The sequence below is a fragment of the Arsukibacterium indicum genome, from assembly GCF_019100565.1.
GTDB lineage: Bacteria > Pseudomonadota > Gammaproteobacteria > Enterobacterales > Alteromonadaceae > Alishewanella > Alishewanella indicum.
The window spans coordinates 499193-521254 of sequence record NZ_JAHRID010000001.1 but is presented as its reverse complement, the minus strand read 5'-3'; the positions used below and the strand labels follow the sequence as shown (position 1 = coordinate 521254).

Annotated in this window: 41 protein-coding genes; 19 read left to right on the top strand and 22 right to left on the bottom strand. The window is 48.4% G+C overall.

Annotated features, from left to right (window positions below; translation table 11 throughout):
• The first annotated feature begins 34 nt into the window (after positions 1–34).
• From KQY15_RS02510 to KQY15_RS02500, 3 genes are all read left to right on the top strand, one after another.
• Entirely contained in the window at positions 35–658 is a 624-nt protein-coding gene (locus KQY15_RS02510) for a FlgO family outer membrane protein (protein ID WP_217666907.1), read from the top strand.
• Positions 655–1302, top strand: a complete 648-nt coding sequence (locus KQY15_RS02505; RefSeq protein WP_217666905.1) for a FlgO family outer membrane protein — start codon at positions 655–657, stop codon at positions 1300–1302. The genes KQY15_RS02510 and KQY15_RS02505 overlap by 4 nt, the downstream gene beginning before the upstream one ends.
• Positions 1303–1386: 84 nt before the next feature.
• Positions 1387–2043 carry a FlgO family outer membrane protein gene (locus KQY15_RS02500; RefSeq protein WP_217666903.1) on the top strand — a complete coding sequence of 219 codons (657 nt, stop codon included), beginning with the start codon at positions 1387–1389 and terminating at the stop codon, positions 2041–2043.
• Between the two features lie 123 nt (positions 2044–2166).
• Here KQY15_RS02500 and KQY15_RS02495 read toward each other — a convergent pair whose 3' ends face one another.
• From KQY15_RS02495 to KQY15_RS02395, 22 genes are all read right to left on the bottom strand, one after another.
• Positions 2167–2367, bottom strand: a complete 201-nt coding sequence (locus tag KQY15_RS02495; RefSeq protein ID WP_217666901.1) for a helix-turn-helix transcriptional regulator — start codon at positions 2365–2367, stop codon at positions 2167–2169.
• A 12-nt stretch (positions 2368–2379) separates the two neighbouring features.
• Positions 2380–2802 carry a single-stranded DNA-binding protein gene (gene ssb / locus KQY15_RS02490; protein WP_217666899.1) on the bottom strand — a complete coding sequence of 141 codons (423 nt, stop codon included), beginning with the start codon at positions 2800–2802 and terminating at the stop codon, positions 2380–2382.
• A 21-nt stretch (positions 2803–2823) separates the two neighbouring features.
• Complete coding sequence (locus tag KQY15_RS02485; RefSeq protein WP_217666897.1) at positions 2824–3081, bottom strand: PapB/FocB family fimbrial expression transcriptional regulator; 258 nt, start codon at positions 3079–3081, stop codon at positions 2824–2826.
• Positions 3078–3281 carry a hypothetical protein gene (locus tag KQY15_RS02480; protein WP_217666895.1) on the bottom strand — a complete coding sequence of 68 codons (204 nt, stop codon included), beginning with the start codon at positions 3279–3281 and terminating at the stop codon, positions 3078–3080. Before KQY15_RS02480 ends, KQY15_RS02485 begins: the two co-directional genes overlap by 4 nt.
• Positions 3278–3499 carry a hypothetical protein gene (locus tag KQY15_RS02475; RefSeq protein ID WP_217666893.1) on the bottom strand — a complete coding sequence of 74 codons (222 nt, stop codon included), beginning with the start codon at positions 3497–3499 and terminating at the stop codon, positions 3278–3280. Before KQY15_RS02475 ends, KQY15_RS02480 begins: the two co-directional genes overlap by 4 nt.
• A 3-nt stretch (positions 3500–3502) precedes the next feature.
• On the bottom strand, positions 3503–3961 hold the full coding sequence (locus tag KQY15_RS02470) for a hypothetical protein (RefSeq protein WP_217666891.1): 459 nt from the start codon (positions 3959–3961) through the stop codon (positions 3503–3505).
• Positions 3961–4506, bottom strand: coding sequence for a hypothetical protein (locus KQY15_RS02465; RefSeq protein WP_217666890.1), 546 nt, complete (start codon positions 4504–4506; stop codon positions 3961–3963). Before KQY15_RS02465 ends, KQY15_RS02470 begins: the two co-directional genes overlap by 1 nt.
• On the bottom strand, positions 4506–5117 hold the full coding sequence (locus tag KQY15_RS02460) for a hypothetical protein (RefSeq protein WP_217666888.1): 612 nt from the start codon (positions 5115–5117) through the stop codon (positions 4506–4508). Before KQY15_RS02460 ends, KQY15_RS02465 begins: the two co-directional genes overlap by 1 nt.
• A complete protein-coding gene (locus KQY15_RS02455) occupies positions 5110–5271 on the bottom strand; it encodes a hypothetical protein (RefSeq protein ID WP_217666886.1) in 162 nt (53 codons plus the stop codon). The genes KQY15_RS02460 and KQY15_RS02455 overlap by 8 nt, the downstream gene beginning before the upstream one ends.
• Positions 5268–6155 (bottom strand): DNA cytosine methyltransferase, encoded by an 888-nt coding sequence (locus tag KQY15_RS02450; RefSeq protein WP_217666884.1) that lies wholly within the window; start codon positions 6153–6155, stop codon positions 5268–5270. The genes KQY15_RS02455 and KQY15_RS02450 overlap by 4 nt, the downstream gene beginning before the upstream one ends.
• Complete coding sequence (locus KQY15_RS02445) at positions 6152–7231, bottom strand: MT-A70 family methyltransferase (RefSeq protein WP_217666882.1); 1080 nt, start codon at positions 7229–7231, stop codon at positions 6152–6154. The genes KQY15_RS02450 and KQY15_RS02445 overlap by 4 nt, the downstream gene beginning before the upstream one ends.
• Positions 7232–7240: 9 nt before the next feature.
• The gene (locus KQY15_RS02440) at positions 7241–7852 is read right to left on the bottom strand and encodes a hypothetical protein (RefSeq protein WP_217666880.1); all 612 of its coding nucleotides are present in this window, start codon (positions 7850–7852) and stop codon (positions 7241–7243) included.
• Positions 7849–8187: a hypothetical protein gene (locus KQY15_RS02435; protein WP_217666878.1), complete on the bottom strand. Its 339-nt coding sequence runs from the start codon at positions 8185–8187 to the stop codon at positions 7849–7851. The genes KQY15_RS02440 and KQY15_RS02435 overlap by 4 nt, the downstream gene beginning before the upstream one ends.
• Positions 8184–8804 (bottom strand): hypothetical protein, encoded by a 621-nt coding sequence (locus tag KQY15_RS02430; protein ID WP_217666876.1) that lies wholly within the window; start codon positions 8802–8804, stop codon positions 8184–8186. Before KQY15_RS02430 ends, KQY15_RS02435 begins: the two co-directional genes overlap by 4 nt.
• The gene (locus KQY15_RS02425) at positions 8804–9166 is read right to left on the bottom strand and encodes a hypothetical protein (protein WP_217666874.1); all 363 of its coding nucleotides are present in this window, start codon (positions 9164–9166) and stop codon (positions 8804–8806) included. The genes KQY15_RS02430 and KQY15_RS02425 overlap by 1 nt, the downstream gene beginning before the upstream one ends.
• 2 nt (positions 9167–9168) lie before the next feature.
• A complete protein-coding gene (locus tag KQY15_RS02420; protein ID WP_217666872.1) occupies positions 9169–9765 on the bottom strand; it encodes a hypothetical protein in 597 nt (198 codons plus the stop codon).
• Between the two features lie 2 nt (positions 9766–9767).
• Complete coding sequence (locus KQY15_RS02415; protein WP_217666870.1) at positions 9768–10124, bottom strand: hypothetical protein; 357 nt, start codon at positions 10122–10124, stop codon at positions 9768–9770.
• Positions 10121–10294: a hypothetical protein gene (locus KQY15_RS02410; RefSeq protein WP_217666868.1), complete on the bottom strand. Its 174-nt coding sequence runs from the start codon at positions 10292–10294 to the stop codon at positions 10121–10123. The genes KQY15_RS02415 and KQY15_RS02410 overlap by 4 nt, the downstream gene beginning before the upstream one ends.
• Complete coding sequence (locus KQY15_RS19140; protein WP_302850288.1) at positions 10291–10416, bottom strand: hypothetical protein; 126 nt, start codon at positions 10414–10416, stop codon at positions 10291–10293. Before KQY15_RS19140 ends, KQY15_RS02410 begins: the two co-directional genes overlap by 4 nt.
• Positions 10417–10645: 229 nt before the next feature.
• Positions 10646–11527 carry a hypothetical protein gene (locus KQY15_RS02405; protein WP_217666866.1) on the bottom strand — a complete coding sequence of 294 codons (882 nt, stop codon included), beginning with the start codon at positions 11525–11527 and terminating at the stop codon, positions 10646–10648.
• Positions 11527–12285, bottom strand: a complete 759-nt coding sequence (locus tag KQY15_RS02400; RefSeq protein ID WP_217666864.1) for a HipA family kinase — start codon at positions 12283–12285, stop codon at positions 11527–11529. The genes KQY15_RS02405 and KQY15_RS02400 overlap by 1 nt, the downstream gene beginning before the upstream one ends.
• 3 nt (positions 12286–12288) lie before the next feature.
• Positions 12289–12702 carry a hypothetical protein gene (locus KQY15_RS02395; RefSeq protein WP_217666862.1) on the bottom strand — a complete coding sequence of 138 codons (414 nt, stop codon included), beginning with the start codon at positions 12700–12702 and terminating at the stop codon, positions 12289–12291.
• 376 nt (positions 12703–13078) lie between these two features.
• On the opposite strand from KQY15_RS02395, the gene KQY15_RS02390 reads away from it, so the two are divergent.
• The 16 genes from KQY15_RS02390 (at position 13079) to KQY15_RS02320 (ending at position 22008) form a co-directional block, all read left to right on the top strand.
• Positions 13079–13585, top strand: coding sequence for a phage regulatory CII family protein (locus KQY15_RS02390; RefSeq protein WP_217666860.1), 507 nt, complete (start codon positions 13079–13081; stop codon positions 13583–13585).
• A gap of 2 nt (positions 13586–13587) precedes the next feature.
• A complete protein-coding gene (locus tag KQY15_RS02385; RefSeq protein ID WP_217666858.1) occupies positions 13588–13806 on the top strand; it encodes a hypothetical protein in 219 nt (72 codons plus the stop codon).
• Positions 13807–14524: 718 nt separating this feature from the next.
• The gene (locus tag KQY15_RS02380; protein ID WP_217666856.1) at positions 14525–14830 is read left to right on the top strand and encodes a hypothetical protein; all 306 of its coding nucleotides are present in this window, start codon (positions 14525–14527) and stop codon (positions 14828–14830) included.
• A 248-nt stretch (positions 14831–15078) separates the two neighbouring features.
• Positions 15079–15909, top strand: coding sequence for a phage replication initiator YdaU family protein (locus tag KQY15_RS02375; RefSeq protein WP_217666855.1), 831 nt, complete (start codon positions 15079–15081; stop codon positions 15907–15909).
• A complete protein-coding gene (locus tag KQY15_RS02370) occupies positions 15906–16703 on the top strand; it encodes an ATP-binding protein (protein ID WP_217666853.1) in 798 nt (265 codons plus the stop codon). The genes KQY15_RS02375 and KQY15_RS02370 overlap by 4 nt, the downstream gene beginning before the upstream one ends.
• Positions 16703–16921: a hypothetical protein gene (locus tag KQY15_RS02365; protein WP_217666851.1), complete on the top strand. Its 219-nt coding sequence runs from the start codon at positions 16703–16705 to the stop codon at positions 16919–16921. The genes KQY15_RS02370 and KQY15_RS02365 overlap by 1 nt, the downstream gene beginning before the upstream one ends.
• 140 nt (positions 16922–17061) lie before the next feature.
• Positions 17062–18111, top strand: a complete 1050-nt coding sequence (locus KQY15_RS19215) for a tyrosine-type recombinase/integrase (RefSeq protein WP_217666849.1) — start codon at positions 17062–17064, stop codon at positions 18109–18111.
• A gap of 84 nt (positions 18112–18195) precedes the next feature.
• A complete protein-coding gene (locus KQY15_RS02355) occupies positions 18196–18672 on the top strand; it encodes a hypothetical protein (RefSeq protein ID WP_217666847.1) in 477 nt (158 codons plus the stop codon).
• Between the two features lie 428 nt (positions 18673–19100).
• Positions 19101–19325 carry a hypothetical protein gene (locus KQY15_RS02350; protein ID WP_217666845.1) on the top strand — a complete coding sequence of 75 codons (225 nt, stop codon included), beginning with the start codon at positions 19101–19103 and terminating at the stop codon, positions 19323–19325.
• Complete coding sequence (locus tag KQY15_RS02345; protein ID WP_217666844.1) at positions 19316–19777, top strand: RuvC family protein; 462 nt, start codon at positions 19316–19318, stop codon at positions 19775–19777. The genes KQY15_RS02350 and KQY15_RS02345 overlap by 10 nt, the downstream gene beginning before the upstream one ends.
• The gene (locus tag KQY15_RS02340; RefSeq protein WP_217666842.1) at positions 19778–20026 is read left to right on the top strand and encodes a helix-turn-helix domain-containing protein; all 249 of its coding nucleotides are present in this window, start codon (positions 19778–19780) and stop codon (positions 20024–20026) included.
• Positions 20016–20354, top strand: coding sequence for a hypothetical protein (locus KQY15_RS02335; RefSeq protein ID WP_217666840.1), 339 nt, complete (start codon positions 20016–20018; stop codon positions 20352–20354). The genes KQY15_RS02340 and KQY15_RS02335 overlap by 11 nt, the downstream gene beginning before the upstream one ends.
• A gap of 228 nt (positions 20355–20582) precedes the next feature.
• On the top strand, positions 20583–21071 hold the full coding sequence (locus KQY15_RS02330; protein WP_217666838.1) for a lysozyme: 489 nt from the start codon (positions 20583–20585) through the stop codon (positions 21069–21071).
• Positions 21058–21552 (top strand): hypothetical protein, encoded by a 495-nt coding sequence (locus tag KQY15_RS18975; RefSeq protein WP_254795389.1) that lies wholly within the window; start codon positions 21058–21060, stop codon positions 21550–21552. Before KQY15_RS02330 ends, KQY15_RS18975 begins: the two co-directional genes overlap by 14 nt.
• Positions 21449–21670 (top strand): Rz1-like lysis system protein LysC, encoded by a 222-nt coding sequence (gene lysC / locus KQY15_RS19275; RefSeq protein ID WP_372449307.1) that lies wholly within the window; start codon positions 21449–21451, stop codon positions 21668–21670. Before KQY15_RS18975 ends, lysC begins: the two co-directional genes overlap by 104 nt.
• The gene (locus KQY15_RS02320; protein WP_217666834.1) at positions 21667–22008 is read left to right on the top strand and encodes a phage holin family protein; all 342 of its coding nucleotides are present in this window, start codon (positions 21667–21669) and stop codon (positions 22006–22008) included. Before lysC ends, KQY15_RS02320 begins: the two co-directional genes overlap by 4 nt.
• Positions 22009–22062 lie beyond the last annotated feature (54 nt).

The window sequence follows — 22062 nt, the reverse complement described above, 5'->3', positions numbered from 1 at the left end:
TGGAAAAAGCAATCAGGCTTGGAAAGAGGTATATATGAATCGGCTTTGCTTGGTTACAGTAAGCCTGTTAACAGTGGCGTTGCTGGCTGGTTGTGTAAACCGGACGGCGCCTGCACAAACCACCACATCAATTTCTGAGTTGAGCTCTCAGCCGCTGGGGTTTTATACCGAACGGCTGGCGAGGCAATTATTTGCCCAGTTAGATGACAGCCCGTTGTGGCTTACCCGGCCTCAGATTGCAGTCAGCAGTTTTCTGCCTGTTACGGCTCTGCATTTAAATGATGCCGGTACAGAGCAACGTGACTTTGCCAATCAGTTAAGTGAAAGTATGCTTGCCCATAGCCGACAGTTTGGCTATGCCGTTTATGAGTATCGGCTGGCCAATGAAGTCATGCTGGCAGAGGGTTATGAACAGGCACTCAGCCGGCAACTGGCTGACATTAGTCGTAAAGGCGAAGCCAATACCCTGCTTACCGGTACCTACACCCTGCAACAGGATGCGGTGATAGTGAATGCACGCCTGATCCATATCCCATCGAAACAGGTGTTGGCTGCCGTGACAGATTATCTGCCGGCAAATGTATTGTGGAGTACCCAGCAAGTTAACAAACGTGGCGCAATGTTTTACCGGCAAAGTCCGGCAGGAGAAAATAAATGAATCGGTTATCAATTTTAGCAATATTGGCAGTTCTGACGGGTTGCGCCGTGCCTGAGCAAACCGTTACCGTAGCCGGTCAACGAGATGAAGCCCAGGACAACCGGGTGCAGCGGATTGAGCATTTACCCAGCTCAGCTGCTCCGGCAAGCCATGAAAAGCAAACCTCTGGGCGTTTACCGTTACTGACAGTCAATGATTACGTTCGCAATCTGGTGCATGAGTTAATGGCTTTGCAACACAATCTGGACAGTGACAGTCAGATTGGTGTAACAGACTTCAGTTATGTTGACTCTTCCCTCGATCAGGGGTCTGTTTTCAGTAATCATCTGAGTGAAGCGATGATTTATGATTTGCACAAATTTGGTGTGCCGGTGCTGGACTATAAAGTTACCGACTATATCCGGGTAACAGAAACCGGTGATTTTGTGTTAAGTCGCAACTATCAGGAACTTTCAGAAGAAGTGGCAATTCGTTATGTGGTAACCGGTACTCTTACTACTCATCAGCAGGGAATATTAGTGAATGCCAGGCTGGTACAAATTGATAACAAACGGGTGGTTTCAGCCGCCCGGACTTTTATTCCCCGTCATATTGTCCAGGCCGTTATTTCCCGTCAGGGCGAACAGGTAATGCGGATTAAATAGTTTTAATATGCCTTTTCAGCAGCTAAAGATAACGCAGTAAACGCCGATATACTAAAACAGACATTTAGTATATCGGGCTTTATTATGATAAAAAAAATTCTCCTGCCTACTTTGTGCGGCATGGTTTTAACGATCAGTGGCTGCAGCATATTTCCTTTTAGCAAGCATGAAACTTCGCAGCAAAACCAACCTTTACAGCAAAGCTCTTATATTATTACCGAACCCGGCTCCGCTGACTGGTCTGCTCAGGCAGACTATGAGCTTCCGTCATATCCTGCCAATAACCGGTTTTACGCCAGTCATAAGCAGCTTGACGACTATGTCGCCCAACTGGCAATGCAGCTTTATCATACAAGTGTTGCGCCAATGAACGATGCCACCGTCGCCGTCGCCGGGTTTGCCGAACTTACTCCCGCCCGCCATCATTTGCATCCGCTGGGCAACGAACTTGCGGAGCGCTTTTTACAGCAGCTTCCCCGCTACGGGCTTACTATGGTTGATCATAAACTGACTGGGGCAATAACACTCACCGCACAAGGTGACGCTGTGTTTAGCAACCGGGCAGGGCAGGTGGTAGCCAACCAGCGAATAGATTACGTATTAAGTGGCACAGTGCAGCATGGCCAGCAAGGCGTGCAGGTAAATGTGCGGATTATGAATTTAAAAAATAAAACCATCCTTGCCAGCGCCAGCCAGTTTATTCCGCAGTTTGTGTTAGAGAATGGCCAGACTGGCTGGTAGGTGTGAATTTAGAATAAAGTGGCTGCCCCAGCAGGAACCGACAAGCCGCTATTTTAGCGGCCTGTGCGGGTTGATCATTCGGCTGTAGTATCATCTGTAGTATCAAAAAGTTTTGCTGGCCGATCATGACTGCAGCGCTGTCAAATCATTGGCGGCTGGCTGGCGCTTCCTGATCCAGTCGTTGATCTGGTCTTCTGACCAGGCAACAGAACGGGGGCCCAGTTTATATGCTGCCGGCGCTTCGCCGCTTTTCACCATAGCATACCAGGTGGTTTTGCTGACAGGCACTTTCTTTAATACTTCAGGTAGCTTTAATAACTGCATAATGTCCTCCTGTTACCGGCCTTGGTTCTGCCGGCCCGCTGGCTGGCGTTGGTTGTTCTGTGCTGGCTGCTGGTACCCGCCTTGTTGTTGGCCATCTTGCTTACCATCAAGCATCTGCAGCTCGTTGGCCACTATCTCAGTGGTGTAACGTTTAATACCTTCTTTGTCGGTCCACTCCCGGTTGCGTAGCTTACCCTCGATATACACCTTGCTGCCTTTGCGCAGGTAGTCTCCGGCGATTTCAGCCAGGCGCTGGTATATAACAACCCGGTGCCATTCGGTTTGCTCTTTTTTCTGGTTGGTGGATTTGTCGGTCCAGCTTTCACTGGTGGCAATAGTCATGTTAGCCACTGCACCGCCTTGCGGCATGTAACGCACTTCAGGATCCGCGCCCAGGTTGCCAATTAAAATTACTTTGTTGATGCCTTTACTCATTTTATTCACCTTAAAAACTTATCACTTAACTGATTTAAGCCGGGCCCAGTCGTGTTCTTTAATTTTTTCGACTATGCCAGCCACTTCGTTCAATGTTTTCAGCGCCCGGGTAAAGTTGCTCAGCTGCACGCCGTTCATTGCCGCTGCAACGGTATCGCTAAGGCCGGTGCATAGATGATCTGTAAGTGCATCCTGCACGTTGTTGCTGGTTATTTTGGTCAGGCTAAACAGTAGCGCTAAACGTTGGCGGCTTTCACCGCCTTGGAGTAGGTATTTCATGGTTTGGCCCACATTTTTCTATCTATCTCTGCTGCAGTATTGGCAAGATCCTTAATTCTAATTATTAGATTGTCTGCATGAGTTTTCCCGCCAGCTGATGACTCTTTAACTGCATATTCGTTAAACAGAAGGCTGCTTTTATCCTCTTTGTTTTCTTCGTAAATTATTTCAACCTCGCCGACTCTTATGGCAATTTTCATGCTGCACCAGCCTTACCTGCATCAGTCAGCTTCCATACATAGTTGTTTTTTGAACTATAGCGCTGGCATTTTTCTACAAAGCCCAATGCCTCCAATTGCTTCATTATTCGCAAGCATTTACTGGTTGGTAATCCATTTTCGTGGGCTATGCCCCACGTTGACCTTTCATTCGCTCCAAAACCCACCAATATTCTTTTTTGTATATAAGTAAGCTGCATACATCACCCCACATGCGGCAGCAGAGGCGGCAGTTTGCCGGTGCGCTGCGCTTCGTTGATTTCAGGTAACAGGCGCTGGCCAACGGTTTCGCCGCCGGGCAGTACCAGATGCGCCATAAACTCTTCTTCAAAGGTGGTTATGCCGGCTTCTACTGCTTCCAGTTTGGCCTTAACTACCAGTGCCAGTGAACGGTACCGCTGGCGGCAGGCTTGGTCCCACTCTTTAAGTGCCGCTGTTTCGCTGCGGTCGCGGCCAGTATCAGTAAGCCAGAATTGCTTATCTGTTTTATCTGGCAGTGGCACGACAATGCGAACTTGCCGGCCGCCCATCACAAACCCGACAGCAACGCTGCCAGGCTTGGTGCCATACATGAACTGGTCAGCGCCGTATTTGGTTAACGTGCGCTCGATTTCCATAACGCTTTGGCTGGTGCCAACTGATGTTTTTTCTGCGTATGCCATTAGTTGCCTGCCTTAGCATTGGCTTCAGCCTTTGCAATCAGTTCTTTTAGTCTTGGCGTAATTTCTGGTAGCGGCATCCATAGCAGCGGTTTTGCTGCATGGTCAAAGCTACAGCCATTCCAGAAATACCAGCCTTCACCAATAGGCGGGTGATCGTCAATGCAATGCCCACCCGACATGTAATGACCAACTAAGCATCGGTGTGGAATGCCCGCGCGTTTTTGAACAAGAAGAATAACTTCTCGGCCATCCTTAGGTGCTGTATCCATAAACTCCCACTTATCATCAGGTAGGGGCTTACGCGCTTTGTCGCCAACAACCGCCGCGGCAGCTGGAAATACAACCATATTCTGGAACAGGCTTGGCCGGCACTTGTCTTTGCCGCTTAATCGGTTGAATACTTTCTCTGTGTTCTCTGCATTACTGCAGCCGATGAAAATATCGCCGTAGGTTCTGTGCCTCATAATGGTGCCAGTGATTTCAGCGCAGCGCTGCTTAGTGGGAACCTTGCCATACGTCATAGGGAAGTCTGTTTGCTTAGCCATCACTCACCACCCTTAGCCTGCTGGCGTAGTTGGTTGGCGTATCGCTCTATATCTTCAACTGAAAAGACAACGCCACGACTAGTCATCCAACCAATTTGTTTAGCGAGCAAATCTTCAACAGCCCTCGCCGCAACTTCTCTATCGTGTTCGGCTAGGTATTGGGCTGGTGTTGACTTGACTTCAATAAAATCAGACAGAAGCTTAGTGCCATAGTCAAAATGGTCTTTGCTCATCTCGCAGCAATTAACAACGAAATTAACAAACTCATAAAACCGCTCAACCTGCGCCATCAGTGCGTCACGCTCAGCCAGTAGCTTTTCATAGCCGCTATCGCTAGGTTTAGCTGCGAGTTTACTTCCAAGTAGTTTTGCTGTGCCGTAGAGCTCATTTAATTCATGAGTCAGCTCCGAATTCTGCCGCGTTAAATCGGCTATGCGCTCGGCTAAGACGGCGTTGCTTTCTGGCGTTAAATCAGCCCGGACATAACGGGTGGCATCTTCTTCGCGCATGCCTTCACCTGGGGCGGGGTCTTCACACCAAAGGGGATCGTGTTCGCCGTCGAATACAGGTACCAGGTATATTTCAGCCGGGTTGTCTTTATGGTTAGTCATTATCAGTGTCCTTTTCCTGCAGTAGCTTTTGTTGCTGTGGGCAGCTTTGTGGCGCCCAGCAGCTGCCGTTATGGTTATTTGTTTCGGTGCCAGCTGGTGCATAACACCAGCCAGAATCCCAGTAAGGACAGCGTTTTTGCTGTAGTTCTGTCATGCTGCTGCCCTCCTGCTTTTAAAGTATCTAACCAGTTCATTGCCCGCCCAGCGGCCCATATCAACAGGCACACCATTACCTATCTGGCGATAAGCTGCAGTATCAGAAACCGGAAATTTAAAGGTGTCAGGCAAGCCCTGCAGCCTTGCGTATTCCCGAACTGAGTAAGGGCGAACACCCATAGGGAAACGCTTATCAGCAATTAACCTGGTGCTTTTGTCTTTGGCATAATGCGCAACGCATGTTGGTGCTATATCACCTTTAGCTGGGTCAGATATAATTGGCAGGTCCCGGTACTGGCCGTTCATTCTGTTGGCAATAGCTGTTGGCAAAGTTACCAGTGGATCAGCTTCTACAATATCGGCCAGGCTAATTGCCCGGGTGTTTTCTGGTGGCCGGATAGCGAACTGGCGGCGGGTGCCAATAATAATTAAACGGTTCCGGCGCTGGGGTAGCCATGTTTCAGCTTTAATGGGGCAAAACACCTGCACGTAATAATCTGGTAGCCGGCACATTGCTTCCATTACAATTGGGAAAGCTTTCATGCCGGGCACGTTCTCTACCAGGTAAGCTTCTGGCCTTGCAATTGCTAAGTGCCGCAATGCATGCAAAAACAATTCATCTCCGGTTCTGGTGCTATGAATATCTGCTATTGGGCTGTACTTGGTGCAAGGGTAAGTAAATGCCATTAAGTCGCAGCTTTCTTGCTCCATAACAAGCTGCTGCGCAATGTCGCACTGAACCAATGTATGATCGTGGTTTGCCCGGTATGTTTGGCATGCGTCTTTATCAAGTTCAAATGCCTGATTTATTATTATGCCGGCCTGCATCAAACCTAAATCCAGCATGCCGACGCCACTGAAATAACTGTTCGCCGTGATCATGCTGCAGCTCCTGCTTTATCGTCCCGTTTTTTATCGCTGATTAGCGTGATAATGTGGTTAGAGGTACGCAGCTTTTGCGTTGGGTCGAGTAGCAGCATCATTTTGCATGACTTGCAAAGGCGTTCATAAAACGCTTCGTCAGCCTCATAACTCATAAAGCCCAGTGCGCTATCAACAATCTGCTTAACTTCGTATGGCCAGTGGTGCGCTTGTTCAGCTTGCTCAGGTTCTGGTGCTGGTTCGGTTTTGCTAATCATGTCCGGATCATCAAAAGCAATGATTGCCGCCTTAACCTGTTTGCTGGTGAATTTGGCTTTTTTGCCAAACATTTTTTCCAGCTGCAGTATTAAATCCAATGCGTCACCGCTAAATGGCAGCTTGCCACTTTCTATCTGGTCTTCCAGTTCGTCCCGGGTGAATTCCAGTGTGATCAGTTCGGGTGCTTTGGTTTGTGTTTCACTTTCAGCAGTCAAAGCTGGTTGAGTCTCACTTTCAGCGGTTTCTGAGTGGCAAGTTTGCTCGCTGCCATTAATATGCACCGAGTTATCAACTTCATTGCCGAATACGTCCCATCCTGGCGCTGCTACTCGAGCAAACATTTCCAGCCTTGGTACGTCACCGCACAATTTAACTATGTCGTCGCGGAATATGGCTGGCTTCTCTGAGTGGGCGCCTACAACTTCATCGCGCACCTGGCGAATGCTGCGGCACTCTGCTTTAGGTTTGCCGCGAGTAGCGATTAAGGCGCACTCAGCACCGGCCCGGGTCCAGTAACCCATACCAAAGTGCGGTATCAGATTGGTGGATAGCTTGCGCCAGATAAACGCATTCATGTTTTTTAGGGTGAAACCCCAGGCCTTTACTAAGTCCAGCGCTTCTTGTGGCTGACTGCTGACGTACCACATAACCAGAACACAATCCTTTTCACACAGTGCCGCAACGTCCAGCGCTTTAAGCTGATCCAGTGACATAACATCGTACTTAGCTGCTGCGCCTGACTTCATACTGCCGCCAGACTTAACGCTGTTGAACTGCCATGGTGGATCTGCGTAGATGATGTTGTATTTTTTGTTCATCATAATTCCTTATGGCCGATTGCTGACGCCGCAACGACTGCAGTCAGTTGCGTAATACTGGTATTCACTCATAAACACACCGCAGCAGCAGCGATAAACAGGCTTGCGTGGTTTTGGTGGTTTATTAAGAGTGAATCCGGCGAAGTCAGCGCAGGCCTGAGGCCGAACATGCGTTGCATCGATGGTTGTGCGAGCAATCGCGGCCATATCGTCGTATGGTTGGATCCGGTAATTAGGGTTAGTGGCAGCCAGCTCGCAGGCTTCTTCCAGTTCAAAGACAGCTGCGTCTTCAAAATCAAAAGTCCGGCCATGGTCGCCAATAAACAGAACATCGTTACCGTCCCAGCGGCCATTAAAAATGACAACGTGCTTATCGCCATCGCGCAGGGTTGGTGACTGGTCCACATTCTGGAAGTCAACGCGCTGGCGGGTTTTAAGGGCAACAAATTCAACTGCTACTGGCAGATCTGTTTCACGACTTTGGTGCTGGCGCAGCGCCCGTTCCTCTGTAAATACTTCAGCCGCTTTAAGGTTGGTGGTGTAACCGCCTTTGATAGCCCAGAACGATGCATTGCTGCCTGTGTTGCTGCGGGTGTCGCGCAGATAGAATAGCTTGCTCATATTGCACCGCCATTCCAGCTGCGCTGCTGTTGAGAATCCCACGCACAAAAGTGCATAAAGTTATCGAAGCTATCGCCATATTCCAGGAACCTTTTGTAACGGGCCTTTGCTGCAGCCTTGCGCTTTGGCAGTTTGCGGATAAAGCCCATTTCGCCGTAGGTAATGCGCCAAGTTGGGTGGCAGTGGCTAATGTGGCCCGGTTCGTCGGCATCAAAGTTAACGCCAATATAGTGGCCACAGTCAGCAGCAATAATGCCAGGCTTACCATTGACCACTACACGGCGGCCAATGTCGGCAGGAACGACATAGTATTGCTTTATGTAGGGGCAACTCATGCTGCCACCTCGGCAGCTTTAGCGGCGTCATAAAGCGCAATAGCGTGAACAAGGGCATAGCAACACCAGGTATACCGTTCAGTGAATACCTTGCAGTCGTTTTCCCAGAAGTCCCAGAAATTCAACCCGCCATCATCTTTCTGATGGTTGTTTAGCGCGGCAACAGCGTGGAACTCGTTTTGATGTGACTCGGCAATAATTTCATCTACCTTGTCTTTTTCTTCCTGAATAAAATCAGGATCAAGACCATCATCTGCCACTGCTTCCAACCAGTCGTTAAGCACTTCGGTAACAGCCCGCTCGAATTCATCGCGACAAAATTTTGTATGACCATCGCTGCGATCGGTCGCTTGCAGCTTTTCAGACCAGTAAGGTTCGTTGATCGTGCCTGGTGTTTTTCGGAAGAAACAAAACATATCTTCAACACGCTCAAATACAAATGTGCCCATGTCGCCGCAATAGCACAGGTAGCCTGGCCATGTGATGATCTCGTAGTGCATTTCAATGGTGCCTGGCTGCTTAACCAGCAGGTGGCGATATAAGCCATCATCTTTGATAGTGGTTAGCTGGTGATTCTTAACGTCTTTAGTGAACTGTTCAAAAGTTAGCTTGCTCATTATTCTGCCCCCAGCGTATAATCTTTGCTGCTATCCCATTCCATCCAGCGCTTGCTAACCTTGGCTCGGCCCTTTTTGTCTTTGGATTGCACCGGGGCTTTAATCATTACCTGCAACTGTTTGGCGCCGGACTTCTCAGCCATTGCGATAAATTCGTCGCATATGGTGGGCTGGCTGAATTCGCCAGATAAAATTACTGGCTTCATTTGCTGCATGTACTTTTCAGTTGCAGCGTTCAGCGCTTCGTCGTATTCAGCCGGAGTAAGCTGGCGCAGTTCTTTGCCCTTACCGGTGGTTTTTTTGGTTAGCTTTATTGCTTTGGCCCGGGCCTTTTTGTAACTAATTCCAAATACTGCAAACATGGTTAAGCCCTCCGGTTCTGGTGCAGGCAAATAACAGCCAGATCAGCTGCCAGCTGGTCCAGCACGTTTACCAGCTGTGGTGCATGGGGTTTGATGATTAACGAAATGCCAGATAAGGCGCGTTGCTTGTCGGCTATATCGTCGATAACAGGGTATTGATCTGGCTGCAGCAGGCCGGCCAGGTTGTCCAATTCTGCGGTAAAGCCACCAACATTGGCGCCTGGCTCTGGCTGTTCTGGCATATCCAGTTCGATAACTTCTTCATCCGGATCCGGTAAATCTGTTGGCTGCTGGGTTTCAGCCGCTGCCGCTGCTGTTTCACCGTCGGTGGCTTTGTTAGCCAGTGCCAGTAAGCTTTCATTGGCTGGCTGTGCATCTTTCAGCGTTTTGTACATGCCGTTTGGCTGTTTGCGTAACAGGCCGCGCTGTAATGCATCGGCCAGCAGCTGGTGTACAACTGCATCGGTAACGGCCAGATGCTTTTTCATGGCGCGAATGCTTTTAGCTTCGGTTTTGCAGTAAGCCATCATTTTTAATAGCTGGCTGCAGGGTTCGCCTGGTGATGACATTTTTAATGCTGCGTTAGTAGTTGCAGGCATGGTTAGCACTCCTGTTCGTTAATTGATAAAACCAGCTTCAGGCCAGCCGGGCTGAATTGATAACGGCCCTCGTGGTGCTGCAGCAGGCCAAGCTGGCGCAGTTCGTTAGCCAGGGCAGGGCCTTTGCCTTTTTCTGCTACTCCGTTAATTTCAAACTGCATTGGGTGCATTAAGGTGCAGCCGTCGCGGTTAAAAGCGCGGTGCCATTCGTACGCCACAGCCATGCCGGCTTTTTGTGCCGGGGTTAGTGTTTCGTAGCGGCTTACCAGCTCATAACCCACAGTGCGGTTTTTGATAACCAGCGGTATGGCTGATGCCTGGCGTATTTGTGCGGCCTGGGTAAGTGAATTGGCGATCATCGTGTAGCCTCCTGTTGGTGCTGCAGGTAGTTAATGCGACCTGCTACAGCACGCTGCAGGTATTCGTGAACGCTGGTTGCACCGCCGTGGCTGATCATCATGGCAATTTCTTGCTCAGTGATACTTTCTGCCAGGCGCTGCAGTTCGGTAATGGCGCTGGGTTGGTTCATGGCCGGCCCCAGGTGAACGCAGCAACAAACAACAGAGCGGCGATAACAGCCAGTGCCCAGATAAAGCGGTTGCTGTTGGTGGCTGTAGTGCGCTGGTTGATGTAGTCGGTTAGTGGCTTCATGATTGGTACTCAAAGTTCATATATTGGATAATATGAACCAAAGGTACACGATTGTAAAGTACCAAAAGTACATTTTATTTGATTTAGTGGTCTAGCTTTGGAATTGTGGTTGAAAGAAGGTTAAAACAGGTGGTGCGGATTCACGGTTATTTACGTTTTATTCTGGGAGGATTGAATTATCTATTTGCCGTAAATAGGTGTGAGCTTGTAAGGAGCGCTTTGGGTGAGTTTAAGCTGCTTCGGCTGAAATTATACGTTGTGCTGCTTCTTCGGCTGTAAAAGCTGGCACCACTCTTAATTGCTGTTTATCTCCGGTTTCTTCCAATTCTACAAACGCTTCGTTAAGCCTTCCTATCTCACGTTCTGAATAAGCTGGGTCGTTATCCTTTGGCCGGTAAAGTATCAGTTCATAGCTTGTGATGTTTTTAAACAGTTGGTTTTCGTTATGCTCGCGCAGAGTTTCTAAATCCCACAGCTTGGCTTTGGCTGTTTTAACTAAACCAGATATACCATGCCCAGGAATGATACGGCCAAGTTGTGCCGCCAGATGTCTGCCAACAAAGTCGAACCGGGTGTGTCCTTTACTGGTTAACTTTAACTGCCGGTTAAAGGCATCTACCAATGATGGTTTAATCAAGGTAGTGGCTTCTTTTACCATTGTGGCCCAGCGGTCGGTATTGGGTGAATCATCAGCAACGCTGTCATCGGCTGCGGTAAAGTCACTCATTGCTGATAGAAAGGCATGGTTTCTGGCAACAGTTCGAACCATCATAGTTAAGTCAGTTACATGGCCAGTGGTCACCTCGCCCAAGTTCACGCCGGGTATTGGTGATATCCAATCTGAAAAGTTCTTCTCTGATGCTGTAAAATTTCTAAGGCTACCTAATGCCATACCAACCAGGTTTATAAACTTAGGGGCTGCTGCACCCAACATACAGGCGGCCGCATCTTCTTTAATGGTTTGTATAACAACATTATCACCATCTTCGCCGTAAGCAACAACGCCAACACACACCCGTTCGCCAGAACCTACAATAGGCTCGATATAAACAGGGCAAGCTTTTGCGCTGTATTGAGGTAGGGCAGGAAAATGCTGTTCACTAATTTGCATTAGAATAGCTCTTGTTGGTCACTGTGCCTGGCAATTAGGGCTGGCATTGAGTTTATACGTGATACCAGAGATATTAGCTTACTTTGCGCTTCTGCAACACAACCTAATTCGGAACAGCGTGATGCTAGTAGTACTTTGGTAGTATCAACTTCCTGATACTTTACCAATTCACCAACCATTGTTTTCTTAAGCTGGGCTATGCCAATTTCCTGATATATGCCTTTAATAATGTCTGCCAATATATTTTGAAATGGTTCTGCCGGGTCATCTGCAGTTCTGGTTGTCCAAAGCGCCCGGCCGTGGTCAATAAGGTGCCACTGGTTGCCACCATCCCACAGAAAGTTACCAGTGTTTCTATCTGAGTTGCCTATCCATTCATCAAAAACTGCTGATTCATGCAACTGTCTCCATGTTACCAGCGCAGCTAATAATTCTTTTTGTTGTGATTTGTCCGCTAGCGATAGGTGCCTTTTGAAGGATGGCATTTCTGCATCTTCACTACCAAGTAGGTATTTAGCATTTAGCAGGTTTTGCGGATCCCTAACTACATAAGTTTGTAAAACGGGCAAGCCAATCACAGAGCCAACAGTGGTGCATAGGCATTCTGCAATTAATTCCTGGTATGTGACTTCTTTAAGATAAAGCCTGGCGTCACCATTATTGGTAACAGCGTCACCTAACCAAAGGGGGCATATATTACCCAAGTTAGTTATTTTTCTGGGGGTTGTATAAAGTGTAGCAAAACCTATTTGCAACAAAGGCTAATCCTTTTTGGCCAGTCTGTCTGCTATCGCTTTCAGCAGTTTTATGTCGTCTTCTGTAAGCCTGCCTTGCGCGGCCGCTTCTGCGATTTTTTCCAATTCAATTTGCGATCGGGGCGTAGCCTTAGTTAGTAGTGCTTCCAACGACGCGGGAATATCTTCATTAACCATGTCAGCTTGAGCATACTGGTTGGTCATTTGACCATTGCCAAATAGCAGCCATTCCGATCGAACTCCTGTATGCGCCGAAATTTTTTCAACTTTCTCACGCCGGGGAACTGATTCACCATTAAGCCATTTGTTTGCGGCTTTGACGGTTACATCAGTGAAAGAAGCAAGCCACTGGCCGGCGCCGTGGCGCTTAATTCCAGCCCTCTCCACTGCTTTTAATAAACGATCGCTGAAGTCTTTCAAGATGCTAATTCACTGTGAACTGATAATTCATTGTGCAATTCACTTGCAGAAAAGTCAGTTCATACTTAAAATGTACCAAAAGTACATTAAAGGGTATGAGAAGAACTGATGCAAAACCATGTGCAAAGTGACTTACCGAACAGCTTGGGGGTGATTGTTGATTGCGTGCCGGACAAAGTACGTGGCGCAGCAAAAGCCTGTGATGTAAGTGTAAGGGCGGTTTACAAGTGGCTTTCAGCTGGCCGGTTACCGCGAACTGATTACACAGGCGAGACCGAGTACGCCCAGAAACTGGCTGATGCAACAGGTGGTAGATACTCAGCATCTCAAATCCTTTTATGCAGTAAAAATAACGTTGATAAAGGATAGCAGCCCCATGAGCAATAACACGTTAAAGCAAAATACCATTCCACAGTGCCCGCAGGATGCGGCTTATATGCTGGGCAAACGCCATAACGTTAGCGACTTAGCGCGAAAGCTTGGTGTTAGCCCTAATGTGCTGGGTAACAAGCTGAACCCGGATCAGGAGTTTCACAAACTTACCCTGGGTGAAGCAGTGGCCATTACCGAACTGGCAGACGACAACGGCATTTTAGACGCCTGGTCGCACTTGCGGGGTGGGGTATTTGTAAAGCTGCCAGAGGCGGTTTGCTGTGACGAAGAACTGAGCGACCAGTTGATGCGGGTAAGCGAGGAACTGGGCAGCGCCATGGCTGAATTACGCCGCGCACGGGAAGATGGGGTAATTGACCCAATGGAGTTTGAGCGAATTAAAGCCCGGATAATGACCACGGTTACAGAAGCGCTGGCACTTAAAACGGTGGTGCATGGTCAGGTTCGTGACCTACCGCGCCATACCAGCACTGTAATAAGTAAGGCCTGAGCATGATTGAACTTACTTACACGCAAGCCGCTTTAATTGCCCTGGCATGGGCGTTCTTCTTGTCCGGTAAGTTTACCGGCAGCCGCCGGATGCAATCGGGTTTTGCCATGCGCCTGGTTAATACCGTTACCAAAACCATCGTTATTTTCTTTTATTGCTACTTCCCGTTTTTAGCGCTGGCCGCCTGGGGCTGGTTTAGTGAATTTATGGGGTATTTATAGCCGCTTCGGCGGCTGCAGTTTATTGATCTGGCGCTCCTGTGGAAAGCCCACCCCCAACCAATTGTACCAAGCGGGGCTCCAGATCAATGCGCTGCAGTAAAGCGCAGATAAGCAGCATGGGTGCTGCAATGTGTCCCGGCCACTGGGTTAAGTGGCAGCTCTGAATGAAACTTAGCGCGGAGCAGGCCATTGGCAGCGCGTAGTTCGGTGTGGCAAGCCGTTAATTCATAAGTTAGCCGCAATGATGAAGTGAAAAGCAGCGCAGGAAAGTATACGAACCCAAATAAGGCCTGCGCCCTTTTGAGGGTTCAGCCCGGCCACTGGGTTAAGTGGCAACGAATACCTGAGAGCCGCCCTTCGGGAATCCTAATACTGGAGCACTATCCGGTTGAATGGTAGGCAAATTTGATAGTGCTTATCAGCGTGAATCGCTGCACCCGGCGCCAATAGAGCGTCCCTGTAAGATGGTAAGCAGGGCTTTATTCGCATGCTGATTGCCCACAGGGTCTTGGTGGGGCGCAACAGTCAGCAGCCGAATGCAGTGAAGCCTGTAGCCAGGCAGTGTGATAAGCGTGAAAGCGTGTCGTACTAGTTAAGTTGCGTTGGTTGGCATGAAGCTGACCGGATGGGCCAATTTGCCCTGACGTGTAAGCGCACACCCGACGGGGTAGCCGGAGTTAGCGAACCGGCCGCTGCAGACTTATTTATGGAGTTAACAATGAAAAATTTAATTAACCAAAAAATAAAAGTATTAAACCCGCTACCAGAAGCACCGTCCTTGGATAGGAGGTTATCTTGTGCGGCTTACATCTCGGCAAGAGGTGCTCTTGCGGCTGGGATTTCAACAAAAAAACCGTTGATGTTTCCTTATAAGGAATTTACCGAAAATGACGTGGAGAACGTGGCGGCCCAATTGCTTACGCGTCTCCATATTGAGTTGCTAAAAGTATTGCCTCCTGAGGCGATTCAGCGGATTTCGACAGAGTTAGACGAATACCTGTCTTTAGCGCTTGGTGACTTATAACGTAGTAATAATTTCCATCGCCGGGCTCTATTACATCGCCGGCATTAACAGGAGTATCTGAACGGTAGTTTTTTATGTTGCTGTCTTGATTATCCCGAAGGTAATGCAGTCGGTATTTATACATAAAAGCCCCTTTTAGATAAAGAAAAGCCCGCTGTATCAGAGCGGGCCGCGGTAACCAACTGATAGGAGTTAATCACCGATGAAAAGTTTAAACAATAACCAGCCAGTCAGCAACAGGAATTAGTATGGCCAGATCAAGAAATATTAAGCCAGCGTTATTCCTGAATGATGATCTGGCAGAACGCAACTGCCCATTAGGCCGCCTGTTGTTTATTGGCCTGTGGACCCTGGCAGACTATAAGGGCGAACTGGAATGGCGTGCCGGTAAGATAAAGGCACAGCTTTTACCGTATGACGAGTGCGATATTAAACAACTCGCGATTAATCTGGATAAATCTGGATTTATACGGTTCTACTCGGACGGCGATAAAGTTCTGCTAAACATACCTAATTTTGAGAAACACCAGAACCCGCATAAGAATGAAAAGGCCGGTGGCAGTGATATACCGCCATACACTGAAACTATGCGCCAAGCTATTGATTTAACAACACTCACGATTAATCGCGATTTATCTGGATTAATACCAGAGCAAGACGGAACTGCTCCGGCTGATTCCCTCTTACTGATTCCTGATTCCCTTATCCCTGATCCCTCAAAAGATATTCGCACCGCTGAAGCGGATGCTGCCAAACCTGAACGAGCAAAAGCGGCTAAGGATCTGGATTACAGCAAATGGCCGTCAATGCCAAGTGACCAGGTAATGAAAGACTGGATAACTCTGCGCAAAGACAAAAAGATGCGTGTAACACAAACCGTTGTTGACCAGTTTGCTGACCAACTGAAATTAGCGTCTCAAGCTGGGTTCACCGTTGATGAATGTTTGGCACTAGCCATCAAAAAGGGCTGGGCCGGGTTCGAATACGAATGGATGGTTAACGCCAGAGCAAGCCCCAGCAAGCGAACTAGTAAACCGCACAGCTTTGAAGATCAAAATTATCAGCCGGGGGTTTTATGAATTTTGTAAGCAATATGCCAGAACAGGCAGAACAACTGCAGTGCGCTAAGCACGGCACGTATGAAACACGCTACACCCAGATGATGGGCCGTTACCTGATGAACGACCAGTGCCCGAAATGCGTGGCCGATGCCAACGCTGCAGCAAGGTTGCAGGAACAGGCCGAGCAGAAGCGCCAGAGTGCTGAACTGCTGCGCCGCCAGCGGCTGGATGCCGGTGTTAGCCTGCGCAACTGCGCCGTTAAGTTTGAAGATTACTTTCCGGCCGACAAAGACCAGGCTGCCAACCTGAAAGTGGTGCAGGACTTTACCGCCAACATTGCCGAGGGTGGCCGCGGCAATATCGTTATGTGTGGTGGTGTGGGTACCGGTAAAACCATGCTGGCCTGTGCTGCTGTGAATGCGCTGCTTAGCAAGGGCAAGCGCTGCCGGATTATTAAGCTCATTGACTTGATCCGTGAGCTTAAAGACACCTGGCGCCGTGGCGCTGAAACCAACGAAATTAAGCTGATTAAGCACTATTCCAACATCGATTTACTGGTGCTGGATGAAGTTGGTCTGCAGTTCGATAGCGACACCGAAAAGCTGTTTATTTTTGATGTTATCGACGGCCGGTACCAGAACATGCTGCCAACCATCCTGATCAGCAATTTGGATATCACAGGCGTTAAGCAGGCCATTGGCGAAAGGGTTGTTGACCGGTTGCGGGAAGATGGCGGCAAGGTGCTGGCGTTCCGTGGTGATAGCCAGCGCAAGCCATTTGACGGCGTTAGCAGTGGCGTTGTGGTGTCTTAATGGCGAATAAAGACGAATACCAACGCCGCTTGAAAGCGGCATTAAAAGAACTGGCAGCAGCACGGGCGGCATTGCTTCCAGTTCCTGCTGATGGTGATAAAGCCCCGTTTACGTTTTCTGATGAAATGGCGGATAAGTTGTTGTCGACCATCATCACTGTAATGGATTACCACAACGTGGTTGACCATATAAATCTGAACACTGAGGTGCATGTTTAATGGCAATCAGGGCTTTGGCTATTAACGACAAAGCAATTAAAGATTTAGCGGAAGATCTGGCTGTAACAGAGCTGCGTGATTTACGCAGCCGTGTTCAGCTTAGGTTTTATGCATGCCGAACCAGAGCAACCTGGTACTTAGTGCGTTATGAAAATGGTAAGCGGTTGAGGGATAAGATTGGTTCTTGGCCTGAGCTTAAGACTAAGGATGCTATGGCGTTAGTGCCGGTTCTTCTTAGCCGTATTGGTAATGGCGATAAACTTCATATAAGTGAATTTAAAACCGTTGGTGACATGCTCAACTGGTATTTGGCGCGCTTAGATGCAGAGCAGGTTAAAAGCCAAAGCCGCCGCAAAGGTGTTGCCAGCGCTATTAAAAAGCACCTGATGCCACGCCTGCAAAATATATTACTTTGTGATGTAAAGAAAATTACTATCGATGAACGATTAATGCTACCGCTGCAAAATGCCTCTCTTAGAACCTCAACAATTAAACAGTATTTCGCCACTTTAAAGCGCGTTTTTGCCAGTGCAACTGAATTAAGCTTGATCACGGTTAATCCAATGGCATCTATGCGGTTTCGTGATCATGTGCAAAAGCGAATTGAGCCTAAAAAGGGAAAGCTGCAAACAAGTGATGTTGGACGAATTGTTCAGCAGATCATGGCACTTCCGGAAAAGGTTAAGCACCTGCTGCTTTTAATGCTGTTATTTGCTACCCGTATTGGTGAGACACGTCAGCTGCGCTGGAACTACATTGACTTTGATGCAGGCCAAATTGTTATCCCTGGCCGCATTACTAAAACCGGCGTTACACACATTTTGCCATTAACTGGTTACGCAAAGAGTGTGCTTATCAATTACAAGCAGCAAGCCAGTGGCCCTTATCTTTTTGGCGGTAACCAGCCTATTTCATCGAGCGAGGCATACAAGCTTGTCAGGTCAGTATCTGGCCGCAAATGGAGTGCACACGACTTACGTAAGGTTGCCAGAAGTTGCTGGACAGAGCTTGCCATTGATTACTGGGTAGCAGAACGATTACTGAACCATGCGCAAAGAGGCCTTGATTTGGTGTATATCAACGCTGATTCAATGGCATTAAAAAGTGATGCGTTAGAGCGCTATCACCTATGGGTTATCGAGAGATTAACGACAGCCAGCCAAGCGCCAATGGAAGATGCGCAGATTTAGTTAAAAGCCAGATTTGGCGGCACTTGTAAGGGTTATTTAGCGTTTTCCAACATGGAACACGCCAATAAGCAAAAGGGGCAATAAATGAGCAAAGAACAGCAGCAAAATAAAGATGATAAATGCTTGGATAGCGAGGATGGTTCGACAGGTTGCAATATCTACCCATTTTGTGTTTGCAGTGGTCCAGAGCTTTGCCTGATGAATTGTTCCCTACTACCAGAGCCAAAACAAAACGGCGGGTATCCAACTGAACGTTGCGAGCAGGTGAAGCAAGAGCAGGCCGGTCAGTCGATGTTTATACACCGTGATGTTTTTGACCAGGTTGGCAAGCCTCCAGTCGATAGCTCAGGAAAGCCAAACCTGCATCAGTTGATAACAGAGCAGAACCCAGAGCGGCGAACCGAGCAACGACCGGCAAAGGATGAATCGATTTCAGCTTTAGACTGGGAGCTTGTCCAGGCGCTTTGTCACATTAATAACGCCATGGCCCTAACCGATAACCGCCGCGGCCATTTGCTGCAGACGGCCCTTAATATCGTTAAAGGGGTTAAGGAATCGTGATTGAGGTTCTTATTCTGCGCTTCCAGACAGCTGGGCATTATGCATGGCCATGGTGGGAAGCTGATGGCATAACGATTAGGCAAATTGGTGGCTACGTTGTTGTTGGCGCCGAACTTCGCCTGGCTACGATGTTGGAGTTCTGATGATTATTAATCTTTTGAAATATTTATTCAGACATCGCCACAGATTTAACACAACGCATGTTAACCGCTGGCAGCATCCAACAAGGCAGCGGTGTAAATGCGGGCTGGTTAGAGAAATAAAGATTTCGGCTGATAGCGATTTAATGTGCTTTTGGAGTTATTCAGATGGCACTGCAGGGCCCTTTTGTGTATTAGGCGAACAAGACTGGGGTAACCACTGATGCTAATTATTGGGATTGATCCGGACCTAACCGCCAGCGGTGTTGGAATATTAAGGAAATAAATATGGGCGTACATGAAAACATTGGTTTTAGTGATTTCCCTGATCAAAGTCAAACATCAGGTAAGGCTGTTGAAGTCTGCTTCAACTATGACAGTTCAAAAATATTGCCTGGTACATGTGTTAGGGATGATTTGGAAGAACCGTTTATGACGATTATTAAACTTGACGATGGCCGTCATGTTTTAAGTACTGAATGCCAGTTCAGGGTCGTTGGTCCATGCTTCTGATTATCGGCATTGATCCGGACCTAACGGCCAGCGGTGTTGCTGTGATAACGCCGGATAAGCGCATTGTTGAAATGCAGCGGGTTAAGTTCAGCCAGTTGGTCGACTACATGCAGCTGCAGGCCATTAAAGCAGATGGGCAGATCCTGATTAAAATGGAAGACCCGAACATGATAGCCCCGACATTCCCCAGGGCGTTACCCAAAGCCATGAACCGCCAGGCAGTAAACAACCGGATCAGCCAGAACGTGGGACAGGTTAAAGCGGTGGCCACGCTGATACTGGAAGTGCTAAAGGCAGCTGGTTACAGCGTGACACCTTGCCGGCCATTGGTTGGTGGCTATAAAACACGCTGTAAAAAAGATGCTGCTTACTTTAACCAGCTGACTGGCTGGGATAAGCGCAGTAATGAAGATTGCCGGGATGCGGCACTGATAGCATTGTTTGGGGGTTGAATGACAGCACTGCAGCAACCTGATCTAATGACCGGTGGCTTTATACTCAAAGTAAACCGTAAGCGCATTGGCTTTACGCAGGAACAGGTAGCTGCAATGATGGACATGAATCTTAAAACTTATCAGCGCTGGGAACGTGACAACACGGAGCCGTCATTCGGTGAGGTTATGGCCATTTGCGAATGTGTGTTTAAAGTTGAATTGTTGGATGCGATAGTAGTGGCTCAGGAGGCAAAAGGTGGATATTAGAGAGTTACACAAACAGCTTATAAGCTGGGGTAAGTTCTGGGCCGCTAAAGAATCGCTGCAGGGCTATGCCAGCACCAGCGTTACTGAGCGCTGCTGCCAGGTGCTAAGAACAGGCATCTGGGCCAGTTCGGATAAACACCTGTTTAATCACCAGGCTGATAACTTATATGTTCCTGACTGGATAGCCGGCATCGATCGTTGCATGACTGAGTTGCCACCAGCACAACGGATGGTGATCAATCGCCGCTATATAAAGCAGGCGAAGTTAAACAGCACCGAACGCATTGCGCTATGGCATGCACAAGCGCAAATGTTATCGGTTTACTGATTTAAAGCCTGATTATTTGCACATTTTTAGAATTATTTTATAAATAGGACATTTATGTCCTGTTTTCTGCCATTGAAAACGGCTATTTTTAGCTAAGCTTGCGAGAGCTGTAACTTTCCCCGGTTACGAAAAGCGCACTCAGAACCCCCGGTCCTCAGCCTGGGGTTTTTTATTTGTTTCATTCCAATTTCAGCCCCGATTATCTGGGGCTATTTTTTTGGTGAAAGAATGAAAAACGTTGCTGCCAAACTATCAGCGCTGGGCCTTTCGGCTGCGATGGCATTAACTGGCGGCGCGATTGCTGTGCATGAAGGTTATGTGCCAGGTACTTATGTGGATCCGGTTGGCATTGTTACTGCCTGTTTTGGCCACGTTAACCCAGCCCTTAAGCCAGACCAGCAGCTTTCAGACGATGAGTGTTTACGCTTACTGGCTGATGATCTGGTAAAGCATAATAACCAGCTGCTTGCTGCGGTGCGGGTGCCACTGACAGAGCAAGAGCATGCAGCTTACCTTTCGTTTATATACAACGTAGGTGCCGGCAACTTCCGCAGCAGCACACTGTTGCGCCATCTTAACGCGGGCTTCAGGGTTGAAGCATGCGAACAATTATCACGCTGGGTTTATGCCAAAGGTATTAAGTTACCCGGCCTGGTAACACGCCGCGCCCATGAGCGCGATCTATGTCTACAGGGAGCAATCCATGTTCAAAAGTAAAATCTTAATGGCTATTGGCGCTGCCTTGATGGTTGCGTTCTCAGTGATGGCGGTGCAGTTGTATGATGCCAATACTGATAAGAAAGAGCTAACCACTCAGGTTACTAACCTGCATGCCATCGTTGCTACCAAGCAAGCTGAAGTAACAACCCTGGCTGATGCAGTTGAAGTGGCCAACACAACCAACAAACAACTACTGGCCGAACGTGAGGTAGTAGCCGCAGTGCGCGCACAGGCTAAAGCGAATGAGGCTCGATTACGAACCGAGCTAAAGGAGCTTAATGCCAAGGTCGATGAACTGAGGGTATCAAGCAATGATCATGTTAAAGAATGGGCTAATACTGTTGTGCCTACTGATGCTTTGCGCTTGCTCAAGTATGCAGCCCAGGGTGGAGACGCGGACAGTAACAGTAACCGAAGTACGGACGCTGACGCCGCCGCCGGACTTACTGCAAAGCTGTCTACCCGACACCACTTTTAGAGTAGTAACCAACGCTGACGGTATCGATTACAGCAACTGGCTAGAGTCGATGCTGCAGCAATGTGATAGCCAGATTAAGTTAATCAAACAGTGGGCTACCGAAAGCGGGGGCCAATGACTATGAACACAATAGCGATTAGGCCGATGTCAAATACCACAACAGCATTCACCTATGTTAGTGCTGTTGGCACAGCTATAGGTGGATGGCTCACTATATCCAATGCGGCTTTACTTATTGGTGTGATGGTTACTATTGCTCTGGGCTATATACAGTGGCAGGTGTGGTACAACCGCAAGTGCCAGGACGCAGAGCGGCACGAGTGGGAACGCCGCCGGCATGAGCTGGAGCTTAAGGCCCTGATCAGCAGCGCGGTGCCGATGCAACTGGTCAACCAGTCGGAGGCAGGGGACCCTGCCGATCCAAAGCCGCCCCAGGGGGGCGCAGAAGCGCGGTGAAACAATTTTTTTCGGTATTTCAATGTGATCCACCACAGGTGGTGTGATCTTCAG

Coding starts and splice junctions, on each gene's coding strand:
- KQY15_RS02455 (WP_217666886.1), bottom strand. CDS start 5,271: ATGACAGAACTACAGCAAAAACGCTGTCCTTACTGGGATTCTGGCTGG.
- KQY15_RS02440 (WP_217666880.1), bottom strand. CDS start 7,852: ATGAGCAAGCTATTCTATCTGCGCGACACCCGCAGCAACACAGGCAGC.
- KQY15_RS02405 (WP_217666866.1), bottom strand. CDS start 11,527: ATGCAAATTAGTGAACAGCATTTTCCTGCCCTACCTCAATACAGCGCA.
- KQY15_RS02495 (WP_217666901.1), bottom strand. CDS start 2,367: ATGCAGTTATTAAAGCTACCTGAAGTATTAAAGAAAGTGCCTGTCAGC.
- KQY15_RS02470 (WP_217666891.1), bottom strand. CDS start 3,961: ATGGCATACGCAGAAAAAACATCAGTTGGCACCAGCCAAAGCGTTATG.
- KQY15_RS02420 (WP_217666872.1), bottom strand. CDS start 9,765: ATGCCTGCAACTACTAACGCAGCATTAAAAATGTCATCACCAGGCGAA.
- KQY15_RS02465 (WP_217666890.1), bottom strand. CDS start 4,506: ATGGCTAAGCAAACAGACTTCCCTATGACGTATGGCAAGGTTCCCACT.
- KQY15_RS02450 (WP_217666884.1), bottom strand. CDS start 6,155: ATGATCACGGCGAACAGTTATTTCAGTGGCGTCGGCATGCTGGATTTA.
- KQY15_RS19140 (WP_302850288.1), bottom strand. CDS start 10,416: ATGAAGCCACTAACCGACTACATCAACCAGCGCACTACAGCCACCAAC.
- KQY15_RS02480 (WP_217666895.1), bottom strand. CDS start 3,281: ATGAAAATTGCCATAAGAGTCGGCGAGGTTGAAATAATTTACGAAGAA.
- KQY15_RS02380 (WP_217666856.1), top strand. CDS start 14,525: ATGAAAAATTTAATTAACCAAAAAATAAAAGTATTAAACCCGCTACCA.
- KQY15_RS02475 (WP_217666893.1), bottom strand. CDS start 3,499: ATGCAGCTTACTTATATACAAAAAAGAATATTGGTGGGTTTTGGAGCG.
- KQY15_RS02340 (WP_217666842.1), top strand. CDS start 19,778: ATGACAGCACTGCAGCAACCTGATCTAATGACCGGTGGCTTTATACTC.
- KQY15_RS02365 (WP_217666851.1), top strand. CDS start 16,703: ATGGCGAATAAAGACGAATACCAACGCCGCTTGAAAGCGGCATTAAAA.
- KQY15_RS02485 (WP_217666897.1), bottom strand. CDS start 3,081: ATGAAATACCTACTCCAAGGCGGTGAAAGCCGCCAACGTTTAGCGCTA.
- KQY15_RS02320 (WP_217666834.1), top strand. CDS start 21,667: ATGACTATGAACACAATAGCGATTAGGCCGATGTCAAATACCACAACA.
- KQY15_RS02345 (WP_217666844.1), top strand. CDS start 19,316: ATGCTTCTGATTATCGGCATTGATCCGGACCTAACGGCCAGCGGTGTT.
- KQY15_RS02415 (WP_217666870.1), bottom strand. CDS start 10,124: ATGATCGCCAATTCACTTACCCAGGCCGCACAAATACGCCAGGCATCA.
- KQY15_RS02425 (WP_217666874.1), bottom strand. CDS start 9,166: ATGTTTGCAGTATTTGGAATTAGTTACAAAAAGGCCCGGGCCAAAGCA.
- KQY15_RS02385 (WP_217666858.1), top strand. CDS start 13,588: ATGATTGAACTTACTTACACGCAAGCCGCTTTAATTGCCCTGGCATGG.
- lysC (WP_372449307.1), top strand. CDS start 21,449: ATGCAGCCCAGGGTGGAGACGCGGACAGTAACAGTAACCGAAGTACGG.
- KQY15_RS02505 (WP_217666905.1), top strand. CDS start 655: ATGAATCGGTTATCAATTTTAGCAATATTGGCAGTTCTGACGGGTTGC.
- KQY15_RS02330 (WP_217666838.1), top strand. CDS start 20,583: ATGAAAAACGTTGCTGCCAAACTATCAGCGCTGGGCCTTTCGGCTGCG.
- KQY15_RS02375 (WP_217666855.1), top strand. CDS start 15,079: ATGGCCAGATCAAGAAATATTAAGCCAGCGTTATTCCTGAATGATGAT.
- KQY15_RS02435 (WP_217666878.1), bottom strand. CDS start 8,187: ATGAGTTGCCCCTACATAAAGCAATACTATGTCGTTCCTGCCGACATT.
- KQY15_RS02410 (WP_217666868.1), bottom strand. CDS start 10,294: ATGAACCAACCCAGCGCCATTACCGAACTGCAGCGCCTGGCAGAAAGT.
- KQY15_RS02355 (WP_217666847.1), top strand. CDS start 18,196: ATGAGCAAAGAACAGCAGCAAAATAAAGATGATAAATGCTTGGATAGC.
- KQY15_RS02500 (WP_217666903.1), top strand. CDS start 1,387: ATGATAAAAAAAATTCTCCTGCCTACTTTGTGCGGCATGGTTTTAACG.
- KQY15_RS02445 (WP_217666882.1), bottom strand. CDS start 7,231: ATGAACAAAAAATACAACATCATCTACGCAGATCCACCATGGCAGTTC.
- KQY15_RS02370 (WP_217666853.1), top strand. CDS start 15,906: ATGAATTTTGTAAGCAATATGCCAGAACAGGCAGAACAACTGCAGTGC.
- KQY15_RS02390 (WP_217666860.1), top strand. CDS start 13,079: ATGAGCAATAACACGTTAAAGCAAAATACCATTCCACAGTGCCCGCAG.
- KQY15_RS02430 (WP_217666876.1), bottom strand. CDS start 8,804: ATGAGCAAGCTAACTTTTGAACAGTTCACTAAAGACGTTAAGAATCAC.
- KQY15_RS02350 (WP_217666845.1), top strand. CDS start 19,101: ATGGGCGTACATGAAAACATTGGTTTTAGTGATTTCCCTGATCAAAGT.
- KQY15_RS02460 (WP_217666888.1), bottom strand. CDS start 5,117: ATGACTAACCATAAAGACAACCCGGCTGAAATATACCTGGTACCTGTA.
- KQY15_RS02510 (WP_217666907.1), top strand. CDS start 35: ATGAATCGGCTTTGCTTGGTTACAGTAAGCCTGTTAACAGTGGCGTTG.
- ssb (WP_217666899.1), bottom strand. CDS start 2,802: ATGAGTAAAGGCATCAACAAAGTAATTTTAATTGGCAACCTGGGCGCG.
- KQY15_RS18975 (WP_254795389.1), top strand. CDS start 21,058: ATGTTCAAAAGTAAAATCTTAATGGCTATTGGCGCTGCCTTGATGGTT.